At 60.5% G+C, this 17871-nt stretch carries 12 protein-coding genes and 2 pseudogenes; 1 reads left to right on the top strand and 13 read right to left on the bottom strand.

Features of this window, described 5'->3' with window-relative positions; genetic code table 11:
* Positions 1-23 precede the first annotated feature (23 nt).
* From gcvT to arcD (EL257_RS20845), 11 genes and pseudogenes are all read right to left on the bottom strand, one after another.
* Entirely contained in the window at positions 24-1148 is a 1125-nt protein-coding gene (gcvT, locus tag EL257_RS20890) for a glycine cleavage system aminomethyltransferase GcvT (RefSeq protein ID WP_126365814.1), read from the bottom strand.
* Between the two features lie 142 nt (positions 1149-1290).
* Complete coding sequence (locus tag EL257_RS20885) at positions 1291-2667, bottom strand: L-serine ammonia-lyase (protein WP_126365812.1); 1377 nt, start codon at positions 2665-2667, stop codon at positions 1291-1293.
* 179 nt (positions 2668-2846) lie between these two features.
* Entirely contained in the window at positions 2847-5699 is a 2853-nt protein-coding gene (gene gcvP / locus EL257_RS20880; RefSeq protein ID WP_126365810.1) for an aminomethyl-transferring glycine dehydrogenase, read from the bottom strand.
* A gap of 11 nt (positions 5700-5710) precedes the next feature.
* On the bottom strand, positions 5711-6094 hold the full coding sequence (gcvH, locus tag EL257_RS20875; RefSeq protein WP_126365808.1) for a glycine cleavage system protein GcvH: 384 nt from the start codon (positions 6092-6094) through the stop codon (positions 5711-5713).
* A 421-nt stretch (positions 6095-6515) separates the two neighbouring features.
* Positions 6516-8024, bottom strand: a complete 1509-nt coding sequence (locus EL257_RS20870) for a sigma-54-dependent transcriptional regulator (RefSeq protein ID WP_126365806.1) — start codon at positions 8022-8024, stop codon at positions 6516-6518.
* A gap of 245 nt (positions 8025-8269) precedes the next feature.
* Positions 8270-8632, bottom strand: coding sequence for a DUF5064 family protein (locus EL257_RS20865; RefSeq protein ID WP_126365803.1), 363 nt, complete (start codon positions 8630-8632; stop codon positions 8270-8272).
* 62 nt (positions 8633-8694) lie between these two features.
* Positions 8695-9624 (bottom strand): carbamate kinase, encoded by a 930-nt coding sequence (gene arcC / locus EL257_RS20860; RefSeq protein ID WP_126365801.1) that lies wholly within the window; start codon positions 9622-9624, stop codon positions 8695-8697.
* Positions 9625-9687: 63 nt separating this feature from the next.
* Positions 9688-9777: pseudogene (locus tag EL257_RS28135) on the bottom strand (metal ABC transporter ATP-binding protein); the annotation flags it as partial.
* 38 nt (positions 9778-9815) lie between these two features.
* Positions 9816-10826, bottom strand: coding sequence for an ornithine carbamoyltransferase (locus EL257_RS20855; RefSeq protein WP_126365799.1), 1011 nt, complete (start codon positions 10824-10826; stop codon positions 9816-9818).
* Between the two features lie 172 nt (positions 10827-10998).
* Positions 10999-12255: an arginine deiminase gene (arcA, locus tag EL257_RS20850; protein WP_126365797.1), complete on the bottom strand. Its 1257-nt coding sequence runs from the start codon at positions 12253-12255 to the stop codon at positions 10999-11001.
* Between the two features lie 34 nt (positions 12256-12289).
* Positions 12290-13717: an arginine-ornithine antiporter gene (arcD, locus tag EL257_RS20845; RefSeq protein WP_126365795.1), complete on the bottom strand. Its 1428-nt coding sequence runs from the start codon at positions 13715-13717 to the stop codon at positions 12290-12292.
* A 440-nt stretch (positions 13718-14157) separates the two neighbouring features.
* On the opposite strand from arcD (EL257_RS20845), the gene arcD (EL257_RS20840) reads away from it, so the two are divergent.
* Positions 14158-15585 (top strand): arginine-ornithine antiporter, encoded by a 1428-nt coding sequence (gene arcD, locus EL257_RS20840; protein WP_126365793.1) that lies wholly within the window; start codon positions 14158-14160, stop codon positions 15583-15585.
* 192 nt (positions 15586-15777) lie between these two features.
* Here the strand turns inward: arcD (EL257_RS20840) and EL257_RS20835 are convergent, their stop codons facing one another.
* Together EL257_RS20835 and EL257_RS28520 are read right to left on the bottom strand one after the other, a co-directional pair.
* Positions 15778-17127, bottom strand: a complete 1350-nt coding sequence (locus EL257_RS20835; RefSeq protein ID WP_126365791.1) for a CoA transferase — start codon at positions 17125-17127, stop codon at positions 15778-15780.
* A gap of 196 nt (positions 17128-17323) precedes the next feature.
* Positions 17324-17848: pseudogene (locus tag EL257_RS28520) on the bottom strand (methyl-accepting chemotaxis protein); the annotation flags it as partial.
* Between the last annotated feature and the right edge of the window lie 23 nt (positions 17849-17871).

Here is a 17871-nt window from a genome sequence, read left to right as displayed (position 1 = left end):
GCGTTACTTATAGAAACAGTCAATCAACCGCGATAGTAGCGTTGTGGAACAAATGGCATTTTGCTTACAAGCATTTGCACCTTTTTCCCACGGACGATTGCCCAAACCGCGGTGTCGATGGCTACGTAGGCGCTGTCCAGATAAGCCATCGCCAACGGACCGCCCAAGGTTGGACCAAAGCCGCCACTGCATACGCTGCCGATGATTTCGCCAGCCTCGTTGACGATCTCCGCGCCTTCGCGCACCGGCGTGCGTTCTTGCGGCAGCAGGCCGACGCGTTTGCGCGCGACGCCGTTCTGCTGCTGCGCGAAGATCTGCTCCGCGCCCGGGAAACCGCCGGCCCGCGTGCCATCGGCGCGGCGTGGCTTGGAGATCGCCCAGAGCAGGCTGGCTTCGATCGGCGTGGTCTCGGTGTTCATGTCGTGGCCGTACAGGCACAGGCCGGCTTCCAGACGCAGCGAGTCGCGGGCACCGAGGCCGATGGCCTGGACTTCTGGTTCGGCAAGGAGGGCACGAGCGATTTTTTCCGCGTCGGCGGCCGGCACCGAGATTTCGAAACCGTCTTCCCCGGTGTAGCCCGAGCGGCTGACAAAGCAGTCCACGCCCGACAACGACACGCGATTGAATTGCATGAACGTCATTTTCGCCACGTCGGGTGCCAGGCGCGCGAGTACAGTGACCGCCGCCGGACCTTGCAATGCGAGCAATGCGCGCTCCTCGAACAGCGCCGTTATGGTGCACTGGTCGCCGATATGTTGTTGCAAATGCGCCAGATCCTGATCCTTGCACGCGGCGTTGACCACCAGGAACAGTTCGTCATTGCCAAGGTTGGCGACCATCAGGTCATCGAGAATGCAACCGCTTTCGTTGGTGAACATCGCGTAACGCTGCATGCCCACCGGCAGGTCGATAATGTCCACCGGCACCAGGGTTTCGAGGGCTTTTGCTGCATTGGCGCCGGTCAGACGGATCTGGCCCATGTGCGAGACGTCGAACAGCCCGGCCTGCTCGCGGGTGTGTTGGTGTTCTTTCATCACGCCGAGCGGATACTGCACCGGCATGTCGTAGCCGGCGAACGGCACCATGCGCGCGCCGAGTTCGAGGTGCAGCGCGTGCAACGGGGTTTTCGACAGAGTTTCGGTGGACATGCGTGGCTCCTTGAAAATTGGGTTTGGGGTAAGGGCAAGATCAAGAGCCCCTCACCCCAGCCCTCTCCCGGAGGAAGAGGGAGTTAGTTACGTTGCTTTCCCGGAGGGAGAGGGGGCTAGGTACGTTTGGCTGCGTTCGTAATCAGCATTCGATAATGTTGACCGCCAGGCCGCCGCGGGCGGTTTCTTTGTATTTGCTTTTCATGTCGGCGCCGGTCTGGCGCATGGTGCGGATGACTTTGTCGAGCGAGACGAAGTGCTGACCGTCGCCACGCATCGCCATGCGCACGGCGTTGATGGCTTTCACCGAGCCCATCGCGTTGCGCTCGATGCACGGCACTTGCACCAGACCGCCGATAGGGTCGCAGGTCAGGCCGAGGTTGTGTTCCATGCCGATTTCCGCTGCGTTCTCGACTTGCTGAACGCTGCCGCCAAGCACTTCGCACAAGGCGCCGGCTGCCATCGAACAGGCCACGCCGACTTCACCCTGACAACCGACTTCAGCGCCGGAGATCGAGGCGTTTTCCTTGTATAGAATGCCGATGGCAGCAGCGGTCAGCAGAAACCGCACGACGCCGTCGTCATTCGCGCCGGGGATAAATCGCATGTAGTAATGCAGCACGGCCGGAATGATCCCCGCCGCTCCGTTGGTCGGTGCCGTCACCACGCGCCCGCCGTTGGCGTTTTCCTCGTTGACCGCCAGTGCATAAAGGTTGACCCAGTCGAGTACCGATAGCGGATCGCGCAACGCCGATTCCGGGTTCTTGCACAATTGCCGATGCAGCGCCGCCGCGCGGCGTTTGACCTTCAAGCCACCGGGCAGAATGCCCTCGTTACGGCAGCCAGCGGCGACGCAGTCCTGCATTACTTGCCAGATTTTCATCAGGCCCGCACGGGTTTCCGCTTCGGGGCGCCAGGCGCTTTCGTTGGTCAGCATCACCTGGCTGATCGACAGGCCGTAAGTGGCGCAATGACCGAGCAAGTCCTTGGCGCTCTTGAAAGGGAAGGTCAGTGGTGTCGCGTCCTCGACGATGCGGTCGGCGCCGGCGGCGTCTTCATCGACGACGAAACCGCCGCCGACGGAGTAATACTCGCGGCTGCGGATCTGAATGCCCGCCGCGTCGAAAGCGCGAAAAATCATGCCGTTGGGGTGATAGGCCAACGGTTTGCGGATCATCGCCAAGTGTTCTTTTTCGTTGAACGCGATGCTGTGTTCGCCGAGCAGGTTCAACCGGCCATTGCCGCGAATCTCCTGCAGGCGCGCGGCGACAGTTTCGGTGTCAACGCTGTCCGGGTGTTCGCCTTCGAGGCCGAGCAGCACGGCTTTGTCGCTGCCGTGACCTTTACCCGTGGCGCCGAGGGAACCGTAAAGTTCGACACGCACACTGGCGGTGGCCGGGAGCAGATTTTCACGTCGCAACCCTTCGACGAAACGCGCAGCCGCGCGCATCGGGCCGACGGTGTGGGAACTGGAAGGACCGATGCCAATCTTGAACAGGTCGAACACGCTTAACGACATGGGGGGCTCCTGCGGAGCAGTTGGGAGCTTTTAGCTGCAAGCTGCAAGTGAAAGGCGGATCGGGTATTCCTTGCAGCTTGTGTTCACACTGCAATTGCTGCTGCAAAACAACAGCCGCAAGTCAGAACCCGATCTGCCCTGACTTGCAGCTTGTAGCTCAAAGCTTGCAGCTGCTTTTTTTAAGCGTAGCTTTCGATCGATGGGCAGGCGCAGACCAGGTTGCGATCACCGAACACGTTGTCGACGCGCCCGACCGGCGGCCAGTATTTGCCTTCGATCAATGAAGCCACCGGGTACACGGCTTGCTCGCGGCTGTATGGGTGGGTCCACTCGCCAACCAGTTCCGCTGCGGTGTGCGGAGCGTTTTTCAGCGGGTTGTCTTCCTTGTCCAACGTGCCGTTTTCCACCGCGCGGATTTCTTCGCGGATGCGGATCATCGCGTCGCAGAAGCGGTCCAGCTCTTCCTTGGATTCGCTTTCGGTCGGCTCGATCATCAAGGTGCCGGCGACCGGGAACGACATGGTCGGGGCGTGGAAGCCGAAGTCGATCAGGCGCTTGGCGACGTCATCGACGCTGATGCCGCTGCTGTCTTTCAACGGGCGCAGGTCAAGGATGCATTCGTGCGCCACCAGGCCGTTGCTGCCGGTGTACAGCACTGGATAGTGCTCTTCAAGGCGACGGGAAATGTAGTTGGCGTTGAGAATCGCCAGTTGCGAAGCGCGCTTCAAACCGGCGCCGCCCATCATGCGGATGTACATCCAGGTGATCGGCAGAATGCTCGCGCTGCCGAACGGCGCCGCGCAGACCGCGCCTTCCTTGCGTTCCATCTGGCCGTGGCCCGGCAAGAACGGCGTCAGGTGCGATTTGACCCCAATCGGGCCGACGCCCGGGCCGCCGCCGCCGTGCGGGATGCAGAAGGTTTTGTGCAGGTTCAGGTGCGAAACGTCGCCACCGAACTTGCCCGGTGCACAGAGGCCGACCATCGCGTTCATGTTGGCGCCGTCGATGTACACCTGGCCGCCGTTGTCGTGAATGATCGCGCAGATTTCGCGGATGCCTTCTTCGAACACGCCGTGGGTCGACGGGTAGGTGATCATCAGCGCGGCGAGGTGTTCGCGGTGCTCGAGGGCTTTGGCGCGCAGGTCTTCGATGTCGACGTTGCCACGGGCATCGCAGGCGGTGACAACCACGCGCATGCCGGCCATTTGTGCGGTCGCCGGGTTGGTGCCGTGGGCGGACGACGGGATCAGGCAGATGTCGCGGCGCTCATCGCCACGGCTCTGGTGGTAGGCGCGGATCGCCAACAGGCCTGCGTATTCACCTTGTGAACCGGCGTTCGGTTGCAGCGAGATCGAGTCATAACCGGTAGCGGCGCACAGCATCGCTTCCAGCTCATCGGTCAGTTGCTGGTAACCGGCGCTTTGCGCGGCCGGGGCGAACGGGTGCAGGGCGCCGAATTCAGCCCAGGTCACCGGGATCATTTCGCTGGCAGCGTTGAGTTTCATGGTGCACGAGCCCAGCGGGATCATCGTGCGGTCCAGCGCCAGATCCTTGTCCGCCAGTTTGCGCAGGTAGCGCATCAGCTCGGTTTCCGAGTGATAGCGGTTGAACACCGGGTGGCTGAGGATCGGCGACTGACGTACCAGTGCTGCTGGGATAGTGCTTTGTACTGCGGCGGCTAAACCGGCGAAATCCGGCAGGTTCTTGCCGTCGGCGAACAGGCTCCACAAGGTTTCGATGTCGGCCTGGGTGGTGGTTTCATCGACCGACAGGCCCAGGCGTTCAGCGTCGATCACGCGCAGGTTGATCTGCGCGGCGTGCGCCTTGTCGTGCAGCGCGGCAGTGTGCGCGCCGGTGGCCACGGTCAGGGTGTCGAAGAAGCTGGCTTGTTCGACCTTGGCACCCAACGCGGTCAGGCCCTTGGCCAGGATTGCAGTCAGGTGATGGATGCGGTTGGCGATCTGCGTCAGGCCTTTCGGGCCGTGGTAGACGGCGTACATGCTGGCGATGTTCGCCAGCAGCACCTGCGCGGTGCAGATGTTGGATGTGGCCTTCTCGCGGCGGATGTGTTGCTCGCGGGTCTGCATCGCCAGACGCAGTGCCGGCTTGCCGAAACGGTCAACCGAGACGCCGACCAGACGGCCGGGCATGTCGCGCTTGAATGCATCTTTAGTGGAGAAGTAAGCAGCGTGCGGGCCACCGAAACCCAGCGGCACGCCGAAGCGTTGTGCAGAACCGATGGCGACGTCAGCGCCGAACTCGCCCGGGGCGGTCAGCACGGTCAGGGCCAGCAGATCAGCGGCCACGGCCACCAACGCGTTGGCAGCGTGGAAGCGCTCGGTCAGCTCGCGGTAGTCGAACACATCACCGTTGCTCGCCGGGTATTGCAGCAGTGCGCCGAAGAACGGCGTCACGTCGGTCAGTTCGCGCTCATCGCCCACGATCACTTCAATGCCCAGCGGCTCGGCACGGGTGCGCAGTACGTCGAGGGTTTGCGGGTGGCTGTGGCTCGAGGCGAAGAACTGGTGGCTGCCCTTGTTCTTGCTCAGGCGTTTGCAGAAGGTCATGGCTTCGGCAGCGGCGGTTGCTTCATCGAGCAAGGAAGCGTTGGCAATCGGCAGGCCGGTGAGGTCGCTGATCATGGTCTGGAAGTTCAGCAGCGCTTCGAGACGGCCCTGGGAAATTTCCGGTTGGTACGGCGTGTACGCGGTGTACCAGGCCGGGTTTTCCAGCAAGTTGCGCAGGATCGGCGACGGCGTATGGCAGTTGTAGTAGCCCTGGCCGATGTAGGTTTTGAACAGCTGATTTTTGCCGGCGATGGATTTGATCGTCGCCAGGGCATCGGCTTCGCTCAACCCGTCGTCCATGCCGAGCACGCTGGTGCCCTTGATACTTTCCGGGATAACGCTGGCGCTGAGGGCTTCGAGCGAATCGAAGCCGAGGCTGTTGAGCATGGCTTGCTCGTCACCGGCGCGCGGGCCGATGTGACGGGCGATGAATTCGTTGGCAGTGCCGAGATTGATGGCGGTCATGGCGTAATTCCTCAGGCTTCGGCTTGGGCTTTGATCAGACGGTCGTAGGCGTCCTGATCGAGCAGTTTGCCGACAGCGGCGGCATCGCTTGGCTGGAAGCGGAAGAACCAGCCTTCGCCCAGCGGATCATCGTTGACCAGTTCCGGGGCGTCTTGCAGCGCCGGGTTAACTTCCAGCACTTCACCGTCAAGCGGCATATATACGCCGCTGGCGGCTTTCACCGATTCCACGGTGGCAGCTTCCGCGCCTTTTTCGTAAGCATGCAGCTCAGGCAGTTGCACGAACACCACGTCGCCCAAGGCGTTCTGCGCGAAAGCGGTGATGCCGACGGTGACACTGCCATCGGCTTCGGCGCGCAGCCATTCGTGATCTTCAGTAAAACGCAACTCGCTCATGGAAACTCCTCAGGGGCCAGACTCGTCTGGTGGACGCGGTGGAAAGCGTTGGGCAGTAAGCCCTTATTAATGAGGAGGTTGTTAGCAAGAACGCGGCCAAGATGAATTTATCTATTTAAATCAATGGCTTGAAGGTTTTCGAGGTTATTGAAAAGCTGGCTGCTGTAGCGAATTCGCTACAGCGCGGCGCATGGATAAAAGCTGAACGGGATCAAAGCCTTGCACAGCGCTGATCGAAGGATACTGTAGCGATATCGTTCCGCTGTAGCGCTTTCAGTACAGATGGAGGTCGTTTTCAGATGCGATCAAATTCTGACTTGTAGGAGCTGCCGCAAGGCTGCGATCTTTTGATCTTGATCTTTGAAAAACAAAATCAAAAGATCGCAGCCTTCGGCAGCTCCTACAGGGGATTTGTGGGGATTCAGGGTTTGTTGGGGATGCCGTACTTGCGCAATCGATGGGCGATGGCTGTGTGCGAGGTCTGCAAGCGGCTCGCCAGTTGCCGGGTCGAGGGGTAGCTGACGTAGAGCTTTTCCAGCAGCGTCCGTTCGAACGACTCGACGGCTTGTTCGAGGCTGTCGACATCGGTGTCAGTCTGGCGCGCGACGGAGGTGCCGGCGATGTCGAGATCGCCAATATCGACCAGGCTGCTCTCGCAAATCGCCGCCGCGCGGAAAATCACGTTCTGCAGTTGCCGCACGTTGCCCGGCCAGCGGTTGCCGAGCAGGGCCGGATAGGTGCCCGGCGCGAGGCGACAGACCGGGCGCTGAATCTGCGCGCAGGCCTGCTGCATGAAGTAGCGCGCCAGCAATAGAATGTCCTGGCCGCGTTCGCGCAATGGCGGGACTTCGACGTTGAGTACGTTGAGGCGATAGAACAGGTCTTCGCGGAACAGGCCTTCGCTGACCATTTTTTCCAGGTCGCGGTGAGTCGCGCTGAGGATGCGCACGTTGACCTTCACTTCACGATCGCCGCCGACGCGTCGGAAGCTGCCGTCATTCAGGAACCGCAGGAGTTTGGCCTGCAAGTACAACGACATCTCGCCGATTTCATCGAGAAACACCGTGCCCTGGTTGGCCAGCTCCATCAGCCCCGGTTTACCGCCACGCGCCGCGCCAGTGAAAGCGCCGGGGGCGTAGCCGAAGAGTTCGCTCTCGGCGAGGTTTTCCGGCAGGGCTGCGCAGTTCAGAGCGAGAAACGGCGCGCTGTGTCGCGCACTGATTGCATGGCAGGCGCGGGCCACCAGTTCTTTACCGGTGCCGGTTTCGCCTTGAATCAATAGCGGCGCATCAAGCGCCGCGACCCGTTGCGCACGGGCCTTGAGCGTACGGATCGGCGGCGATTCGCCGAGCAGTGCATCGAAGCCTTCGGCATGATCGTGGTGCAGTGCCGAGAGTTGTTCGCCGATGCGGTTCGGCTGATAGAGCGTCAGCAGGGCGCCGGCATCGGTGATCGGCGTGGCGTCGAGCAGCAGAGTCTGGCCATTGACGGTGATTTCGCGCAGCGGCAGGCGGAAACCGTTTTCGAGCAGGGTGTCGAGCAGGCCAGGATCGTTGAACAGCGCCGAGACGCTTTCGCCGGCCGGTTCGCGACCGTACAACGCAATCAAGGCCGGGTTGGCCAGCAGCACTTTGCCGGCACTGTCGAGGGCCAGCACCGGGTCGGTCATCGCCGCGAGCAGGGCATCGAGCTGCAAGTGCCGGCGCTGGCCGGGAAGGATGTCCACCACAGTTACCGCTTGCACGCCGAGCACGCGAAACAGCGCATCTTTGAGCTCTTCGAGCACTTGCGGGCTGAGGGTCGGCGCATCGATGTAAACGTTCGGCGGGATCATTTCCACCGCATCCAGATTGAGATTGCGCCCACCGAGGATGGCCAGAACTTCCTGGGTGATGCCGACGCGGTCGATGAAGCTGACGTGGATACGCATGGGGCGGTTCAGTGATCTGCAGAGCGGAGGGGGGCAAGTATGCCTTAAATCAAAAGCACCCTCACCCCAGCCCTCTCCCGGAGGGAGAGGGAGCTGACCGCGGTGTCTTGGGTGATACTTCGACCTGAACGATCGAGTCGATTATGGATTCGGTGACGCAGGTTCAGGTCGACGTAATCCTGAAGCATCCCCCAATCAGTCCCCTCTCCCTCCGGGAGAGGGCTAGGGTGAGGGGCTCTTGATTTCTATTCGAAATGCTCGGGATTGACCGGATCCCCAGAGTGCATATTCAACTTCTGCCGAATATCTTCAAACATCAGATCGTAATGCTTGTGCACCGAGCCAATCTGGCTGTGGGTCTTGGGAATGCCGTATTTCTCGGCGATCCTTGTGACATCGCGGGCAAAGTTGTAGGCCTCTTCCTTGGGCAGAAAAAACGTTTCCTTCACGTCCTTGCCCTGCATGCTGCCATGCAGCGTGAACTGAATCCCTTTGCCTTTCTGCGGGTCGGTGAACACTTCATAGTCGAGGCAAACGTTGTAATTGACGTCATCGTCGGTCAACGCGTGCCGCTCGATGTGCAGATGACCGGGTTCGAACTGGGCCATTGAGCTACTCCTTTCAAGGCATGGGAGCAGGGCAGGCGGTCAGCCTGCCCCGGCGTTTATTGTTATCGGTAGCTGATGCCCGGTTTCGCCGTGCTGACCCGCGTACCGGCGGTGCCTTGCACGATGGCTTCGATATCCGCCAGCGAACCGATCACCGCAACCTTGCCAGTATGGCGCGCGAATTCGCAGGCTGCCTGGACCTTAGGCCCCATGGAGCCAGCGGCGAAACCGAGGCGTTCAAGTTCGTCCGGGTGGGCTTCGGCGATGGCTTTCTGCGAAGGCTTGCCGTAGTCGATAAACGCGGCATTGACGTCGGTGGCGATCACCAGCAAGTCCGCTTCCAGTTGCTCGGCAAGCAACGACGAACACAGATCCTTGTCGATCACCGCCTCGATGCCTTTGAGATTACGGTTTTCGTCATACATGGTCGGGATGCCGCCGCCACCGGCGCAGATGACGATGCTGCCCTTGTCCAGCAACCATTTGATCGGGCGAATTTCGAAAATGCGTTTCGGTCGCGGACTGGCGACCACTCGACGAAACTTGTCGCCGTCAGGGGCGATTGCCCAGCCTTTGTCAGCGGCGAGTTTTTCCGCTTCGGCTTTTTCGTAGACCGGGCCGATCGGCTTGGTCGGGTTCTTGAAAGCTGGATCGTTGGCGTCGACTTCGACCTGAGTCAGCAGCGTGGCGAACGGCACTTCAAAGTCGAGCAGATTGCCGAGTTCCTGTTCAATGATGTAACCGATCATGCCTTCGGTTTCCGCGCCGAGCACGTCCAGCGGGTAGGGTGTGACGGAGGTGTAGGCCGCCGCTTGCAAAGATAGCAGGCCGACTTGCGGGCCGTTACCGTGGGCGATGACCAGTTGATTGCCGGGATGAATCTTGGCGATTTGCTCGGTGGCGATGCGGATGTTGGCGCGCTGATTGTCAGCGGTCATCGGCTCACCACGGCGGAGCAGGGCGTTACCGCCCAGGGCTACGACGATACGCATGGTGCAATCCTTCTAAGCAGAGGTATGACAAACGACTCGATCTCCCTGTCGGAACCGGAATCCCTGTGGGAGCGAGCCTGCTCGCGAATGCGGTGTGTCATTCAACAGTGATGTTGTCTGATCTGACGCTTTCGCGAGCAGGCTCGCTCCCACATTGGGTTTCCGGTTCCTTCAGCGGGAGCGCTGTGGCGTCAGAGATCAGCCAGGGTCGAGACCAGGATCGCCTTGATTGTGTGCATGCGGTTTTCCGCCTGCTCGAAGGCGATGCAGGCCGGGGACTCGAACACGTCGTCAGTCACTTCGATGCCGTTTTTCAGGTGCGGATACTGTTCGGCGATTTGTTTGCCGACCTTGGTATCGCTGTTATGAAACGCCGGCAAGCAATGCATGAACTTGGTGCGCGGGTTGCCGGAGGCCTTCATCAGCTCGGCATTCACCTGATACGGCAGCAGCTGCTGGATGCGCTCGGCCCAGGCTTCCACCGGTTCGCCCATCGACACCCAAACGTCGGTGTGAATGAAGTCCACGCCTTTGACCGCTTCCTTCGGGTCTTCGGTGAGGGTGATGCGCGCGCCACTTTCTTCGCCGTATTTTTTGCAGCGCGCCACCAGATCGTCCAGCGGCCACAGCGCTTTCGGCGCGCAGATACGCACGTCCATGCCCAGTTTGGCGCCGATCAGCAGCAGCGAGTTACCCATGTTATTGCGCGCATCGCCGAGGTAGGCGTAGCTGATTTCGTGGATTGGCTTGTCAGCGTGTTCACGCATGGTCAGCACGTCGGCAATCATCTGGGTCGGGTGATATTCATCGGTCAGGCCGTTGAACACCGGCACACCGGCGAACTTGGCCAACTCTTCAACGATTTCCTGTTTAAAGCCACGGTATTCGATCGCGTCGTACATGCGCCCGAGCACGCGGGCGGTGTCCTTCATGCTTTCCTTGTGGCCGATCTGCGAGGAATTCGGGTCGATGTAAGTGACGTTAGCGCCTTGATCGTAGGCCGCTACTTCGAATGCGCAACGGGTGCGGGTCGAGGTTTTTTCGAAGATCAGGGCGATGTTGTTGCCCTTCAGATGCTGTTGCTCGGTGCCGGTGTATTTCGCGCGTTTGAGGTCGCGTGACAGGTCGAGCAGGTAACGCAGCTCACGTGGGGTGTGGTGTTCCAGGCTGAGCAGGTTACGGTTGTGAATATTAAACGCCATGATGATTCTCCTTGCCCGACACTGTGAAAGCTACTGCGCTCGGAAATACTGCGTTAAAAACAGGCTCGGAATGCTCATTTACAGTCAGTAGACTCCGCTTCCTCGCCTGTTTTTGCCTTGTCTTTCCTTCGCTCGCTACGCTTTCACAGCGCCGGGTCGTGTTAAGAAAAAGTTAGTAATCGATCGGGTCGCGGATAATCGGGCAGGTCATGCAATGGCCGCCGCCACGACCACGGCCGAGTTCACCGGCGCTGATGGTGATGACTTCAACGCCAGCCTTGCGCAGCAGGGTGTTGGTGTAGGTGTTGCGGTCGTAGCCGATGACCACGCCCGGCTCCACCGCCACCACGTTGTTGCCGTCGTCCCATTGCTCGCGTTCGGCGGCGAAGCTGTTGCCGCCGGTTTCCACCACGCGCAGCTTGGGCAGGTTGAGCGCCGCGGCAACGGTGTCGAGGAAATTGCCTTCTTCGCGGCGGATGTCGACGCCGCCCTGTTTGCTTTCATCAGGGCGCAGGGTGAACGCGACGATCTGGTTGACCACTTCCGGGAAGATCGTCACCAGGTCGCGGTCGCAGAAGCTGAACACGGTGTCCAGGTGCATCGCCGCTCGGGACTTCGGCAGCCCGGCGACGATAACTTTTTCTACGGCCTTGTTCTTGAACAGGTTCAACGCCAGTTGGCCGATGGCCTGACGCGATGAGCGCTCGCCCATGCCGATCAGCACCACACCGTTACCGATCGGCATTACGTCGCCGCCTTCGAGCGTGGCGTTGCCGTGGTCCTTGTCCGGGTCGCCGTACCAGATTTCGAATTCGGCGTTGGTGAATTGCGGGTGGAATTTGTAGATGGCGGTGGTCAGCAGGGTTTCCTGACGGCGCGCCGGCCAGTACATCGGGTTCAGCGTTACGCCACCGTAGATCCAGCACGTGGTGTCACGGGTGAACTGGGTGTTGGGCAGCGGCGGCAGGATGAAGCTGGAGTGGCCGAGGAAGTCGCGGAACATCTGGATGGTCTTGCCACCGAAGCTGTCCGGCAGATCATCAGCCGAGACGCCGCCAATCAGGAATTCGGCAATGTGCCGTGGCTCGAGGCTTTTCAGCCAGGATTTCACTTCGCTGATCAGGCCCAGGCCTACCGAGTCGGCGGTGACCTTGCGCTCCAGAATCCAGTCCAGCGCTTCCGGGATGGCGACGATGTCGGTGAGCAGGTTGTGCATTTCCAGCACATCGATGCCGCGCTCGCGCATTTTGGTGACGAAGTCGAAGTGGTCGCGCTTGGCCTGCGCCACCCACAGCACGTCGTCGAACAGCAGTTCATCGCAGTTGTTCGGGGTCAGCCGCTGATGGGCCAGACCTGGGGAGCAAACCATGACTTTTCGCAGTTTCCCGGCTTCGGAGTGGACGCCGTACTTCACTTTTTCCGTGGTCATTTCAGTGTTCCTCCAGATGACAATCAATCAGGGGTTACAGCGTCAGGAAACCATCGTAGAGACCGTAGGCCGCCACCACGGCGCCCACGACCACTGCGGCGAAAATCAGCTTCTCGACGTTGGTGAAAACCGGTTGTTTGAGCTCAAGCTTGGCCTTGGCGAACAGGATCGCGCCGGGCGCATAAAGCAGCGCCGACAGCAGCAGGTACTTGACCCCGCCGGCGTACAACAACCACACCGCATAGATCAGGGCGATACCGCCGATGATCAGATCCTTGCGCCGCTCGGCGGCAAAACCTTCGTAGCTCTCGCCGCGCACCGCCAGCAGCAGGGCATAGGCCGCCGACCACAGGTACGGCACCAGAATCATCGAAGTGGCGAGGTAGATCAGCGACAGGTAAGTGCTGGCCGAGAACAGCGTGATGATCAGGAAAACCTGCACCATCGCATTGGTCAGCCATAGCGCGTTGACCGGCACGTTGTTGGCGTTTTCCTTGCGCAGAAACTCCGGCATGGTGTGGTCTTTGGCGGCGGCAAACATGATCTCCGCGCACAGCAGCACCCACGACAGCAGGGCGCCCAGCAACGAGATGATCAGGCCGACGCTGATCAGCACCGCGCCCCAGTGACCGACCACGTGTTCAAGCACGGCGGCCATCGACGGGTTCTGCAGTTTTGCCAGTTCCGGTTGGGTCATGATGCCCAGCGACAGCACGTTCACCAGCACCAGAAACAACAGCACGGTGATGAAACCAATCACCGTGGCCTTGCCGACGTCCGAGCGTTTTTCGGCGCGCGCGGAGAAGATGCTCGCGCCTTCGATGCCGATGAACACCCACACGGTGACCAGCATCATGTTGCGCACCTGGTTCATCACGCTGCCCAGATCCGGGTTTTTCACGCCCCAGATATCGGCGGTGAAGATGTCCAGTCTGAACGCGAAGATGGCGATCAACACGAACAGCAGCAGCGGCACGACCTTGGCGACGGTGGTCACCAGGTTGATGAACGCCGCTTCCTTGATCCCGCGCAACACCAAAAAATGCACGCCCCACAGCAGCAAGGACGCGCCGATCACCGCCGCCGGGGTATTGCCTTCGCCGAAGATCGGGAAAAAGTAACCGAGGGTGCTGAACAGCAGAACGAAGTAACCGACGTTGCCCAGCCAGGCGCTGATCCAGTAGCCCCAGGCCGAGGAGAAACCCATGTAGTCGCCGAATCCGGCCTTGGCGTAAGCGTAGACACCGCCGTCCAGGTCCGGCTTGCGGTTGGCGAGGGTCTGAAAGACGAAAGCGAGGGTGAGCATGCCGACTGCGGTAATGGCCCAGCCGATCAGCACTGCACCGACGTCGGCGCTGGCGGCCATGTTTTGTGGCAATGAAAATATTCCGCCACCGATCATTGAACCGACTACCAGTGCAACCAGTGCACCGAGTCTTAGTTTTCCGGGCGCTTCAGACATTTGCATGACTCCATTGCAGGAAAGGAGAGCTCACAGCCTAGTACTGTTGTCTGTTCGAACAGCTGACTTGGATCAGTGCATGGTCACATTCCATTGTTAATGAATGACTTATCAACCCGTTGCGGGCATAACGCTGTCGTCTGGAAAGGCCCGCGCCAGAGCGATTCGGCTGGCGCAATTGGGAATAGCTATTAATGCTTTCGAACTATGACGCTAGTTGCTTTTCAGCGTTTGGCAAATGTCCGTCATCTGTTTTCAGCGCAGAAATGAATTATCAGGATCGGCGCACAGAACTGACTTAATGAGCTCGGGTTTATCGTCATCAGCTATATATAAGAGTCGGGAGCTTCGCCATTACCTGATAAACGTCATTTACCCTTACGGTTTTAGTCAGCAGTTGTTACAAATAAAACATCAGCGTTTTTTTCGAGGAGATTTGCATGCCGCAACCGACGCAAAAACTGCGCCTTGGCGCGTTGATCGCTCTGGTGGTGGGGTCGATGATTGGCGGAGGAATTTTTTCCTTGCCGCAGAACATGGCCGCACGCGCCGATGCGGGAGCGATTCTGATCGGTTGGGCCATCACCGCAGTCGGCATGCTGACGCTGGCATTCGTCTTTCAGACCCTGGCCAATCGCAAGCCGGAGCTGGACTCCGGGGTCTATGCCTACGCCAAGGCGGGGTTCGGCGACTACATGGGTTTTTCCTCGGCGTGGGGTTACTGGATCAGCGCGTGGCTGGGCAACGTCGGCTATTTCGTCTTGCTGTTCAGCACTCTCGGTTACTTTTTCCCCGTGTTCGGTCAGGGCAATACGCCGATTGCCATTGCTTGCGCCTCGGTGCTGTTGTGGGCCGTGCATTTTCTGGTGATGCGCGGAATCAAGGAAGCAGCGCTGATCAACCAGTTGACCACCGTGGCCAAAGTGGTGCCGCTGATCATGTTCATTGTTATCGCGGCCGTGGCGTTCAAGGCTGACATTTTTACCCGCGATATCTGGGGCCGCAGCAACCCGAACTTCGGCGGGGTGATGGATCAGGTGCGCAACATGATGCTGGTCACCGTGTTCGTGTTCATCGGCATCGAAGGCGCCAGCGTGTATTCGGCGCGCGCGGAAAAACGCAGCGATGTCGGCCGCGCCACGGTAATCGGGTTTGTCGGCGTGCTGGCGCTGCTGGTGCTGGTCAATGTGTTGTCGCTGGGGATCATGAGTCAGCCGGAACTGGCCAATCTGCAAAACCCTTCACTGGCGGCAGTGCTCGAACACATCGTCGGACCCTGGGGTGCGCTGCTGATCAGCGTCGGGCTGGCGATTTCCCTGCTCGGGGCGTTGTTGTCGTGGGCATTGCTGTGCGCAGAAATTCTCTTCGCCACGGCCAAGGACAAGACCATGCCGGCGTTCCTGAAGAAGGAAAACAAGAACCACGTGCCGGTCAACGCGCTATGGCTGACCAACGCGATGATTCAGATTTTCCTGCTGATCACGCTGTTCTCGGCGGGCACTTACACCAGTCTGATTTATCTGGCCTCGTCGATGATTCTGGTGCCGTACCTGTGGTCGGCGGCCTACGCGGTGCTGCTCAGCGGGCGCGGCGAAACCTACGAACACGCCTCGGCGGAACGCACCAAGGATTTGCTGATTGGCGGCATCGCATTGGTTTACGCGGTGTGGCTGTTGTATGCCGGTGGCGTGAAATATCTACTGCTGTCGGCGCTGTTGTATGCGCCCGGAGTGATTCTGTTTGCCAAGGCCAAGCATGAACAGGGGCAGCCGGTTTTCACCACGGTGGAGAAGGGGATTTTTGCCTGCGTGGTGATCGGCGCGGGGCTGGCCGCGTATGGGTTGTATAGCGGGGTGTTGTCGTTGTGATCTGAAAAGCGGCCCCTCACCCCAGCCATCTCCCAGAGGGCGAGGGGGCCGACCGAGGTATCTGGCGCTATACATCGACCTGAGCGATCGAGTCGATTCGGATTCGACAAAAATCTTTCACGTCGGCGTAACTCTCCAATATCCCCAATCAGTCCCCTCTCCCTCTGGGAGAGGGCTAGGGTGAGGGGCTTCTCATGGCCAGCACGGAGGATGCGAGCCCAACTCCGTCGCCGGCAAATCCCACGAAACCGCCGTCCCGCTGATCTGCACCGGCACGCGCAACCTCCGCGCTGGTCCCCACGCTGTGTGTTCGATCGCCGAATCCTGATCCTGCCCATCTTCGGCCTGCAGCGGGTCAAGCGTTCCCGACCCATGCTCGATCAGCAGCTTCGCCGTGCGCGCCAACGACAACCGCGCCGAACCCCCGCGCCCCGTGGCCAGACGCCCCGTCAGCAGCCTGATCGCACTCGCCGCCATCAGATACCCGGTCGCATGATCCAGCGCCTGCACTGGCAGCGGCGTCGGTTTGTCGCTGTGCTTCCAGTGCTGGCCGGCTTCGGCGATGCCGCTGCTCATCTGCACCAGGCTGTCGAAGCCGCGGCGGTTCTGCCACGGCCCGCTCCAGCCGTAGGCATTGAGGCAGACATCGATCAGCCCCGGTGCCAGTTGCCGCCGGCGCTCTGCGCCGAAGCCGAGATGTTCGAGCGCATCGGCGCGGTAACCGTGCAGGAGAACGTCGGCATCTTTCAATAGATTTTCGAACATCGCGCGGTCCGCTGGCACCTGCAAATCCAGCCGCGCACAGCGTTTGCCCAAGGTCATTTCCGGGACCACGCCGGGCTCGTTCCAGCTCGGCGGATCGATGCGCAGCACGTTGGCGCCAAGGCCTGCGAGGAAACGGCTGGCGGTTGGGCCGGCGAGCACGCGGGTCAGATCGAGGACTTTGATTGCGGCCAGCGGTCGCGCGGGCGACCCTTGCCAAGCCAAGACCTGCGGGCTTTGCTGTTCGATGAATTGCACCAACGGTTCAGCATTCACCGCCAGCCCCTGCGGATGCTGCTGCCATTGCGCCCAACTGCGCATTTGTGCGGCGCAGCCATTGGCCGCGACCACCGCTTGCTCCAGATCCGCGCTGGTCCATTGCGCGACTTGCGCTGCCATTGCGGCACGATCGGCGCAGGCACCGAGCACATGTTCAGCAGCAGCGCGGTGATGCGGGGCGTTGGTGTGCAGGCGGATCCAGCCGTCCCGTGTCGCGTAGTCACCGGTGATCGGATCCCACAGTGGCGGCACCTGCCAGCCGATCGGACGAAGCGAAGTCGAGAACCAGAACGACGCCAGGCGCCGGTCGACTGCAACGGCAGGCAAGTAGCCGGTTTGCTGTTTGAGCAATTCGCAAACGGCCTGCCCGGCAGCGGCAATGCTCGCGCAGGCCAGATCGGTGACGGCGAACGCCGAGGGCAGAGCACCGTGACCGCTGACCGGAATCGGCGTGCGCGGCAGGCCGAGCGCGGCTTGAATGGACGTGAGCAGATCAGTCATCGAAGGCCCTCCGGGGAGAGGGGGATGATAGTGCAAAAGAATCGCGGCTTAGATGAAACCGCAGGATCAACACTCACCCCTGTGGGAGCTGGCTTGCCAGCGATAGCGGTGTGTCAGCCACAGAATGGTCACTGACCTGCCGCCATCGCTGGCAAGCCAGCTCCCACAGGGATTATTGTTATTCCCGCTCTGGCGCCTACACGCGGAACTGATCCATCAATTTCATCTGCTGACTCGCCAGGCTATTGAGCTGGCTGCTGACTGCAGCCGACTCGGTAGCTTGCTCAATCAAGGTTTCGGTGACGGTACGAATCGCCGAGACGTTGCGGTTGACCTCTTCGGCCACGGCGCTCTGCTGTTCGGCGGCGCTGGCGATTTGCAGGTTCATGTCGCTGATCACTGTCACCGCGTCGCTGATCTTGCCCAGCGCATCGACGGCCTGACGAATCTGCCCGGCGTTGTTGTGCGCCTGGGTCTGGCTCGAATGCATGGTCGCGACGACGCCACGGGTGCCGGTCTGAATGCGCTCGATCACCACGCGAATTTCTTCCACCGAGTCCTGCGTGCGCTTGGCGAGGTTGCGCACCTCGTCGGCAACCACGGCAAAACCGCGACCGCTTTCGCCAGCGCGAGCGGCTTCGATAGCGGCGTTGAGGGCCAGCAGGTTGGTCTGTTCGGCGATGCTGCGGATCACTTCCAGCACCGAGCCGATCTGCTCGCTGTTGACTGCCAGCGCTTCGACTT

Origin of the sequence: Pseudomonas fluorescens, from assembly GCF_900636825.1 — a bacterium.
GTDB lineage: Bacteria > Pseudomonadota > Gammaproteobacteria > Pseudomonadales > Pseudomonadaceae > Aquipseudomonas > Aquipseudomonas fluorescens_BG.
This window is presented reverse-complemented; position numbering and strand designations above follow the sequence as displayed.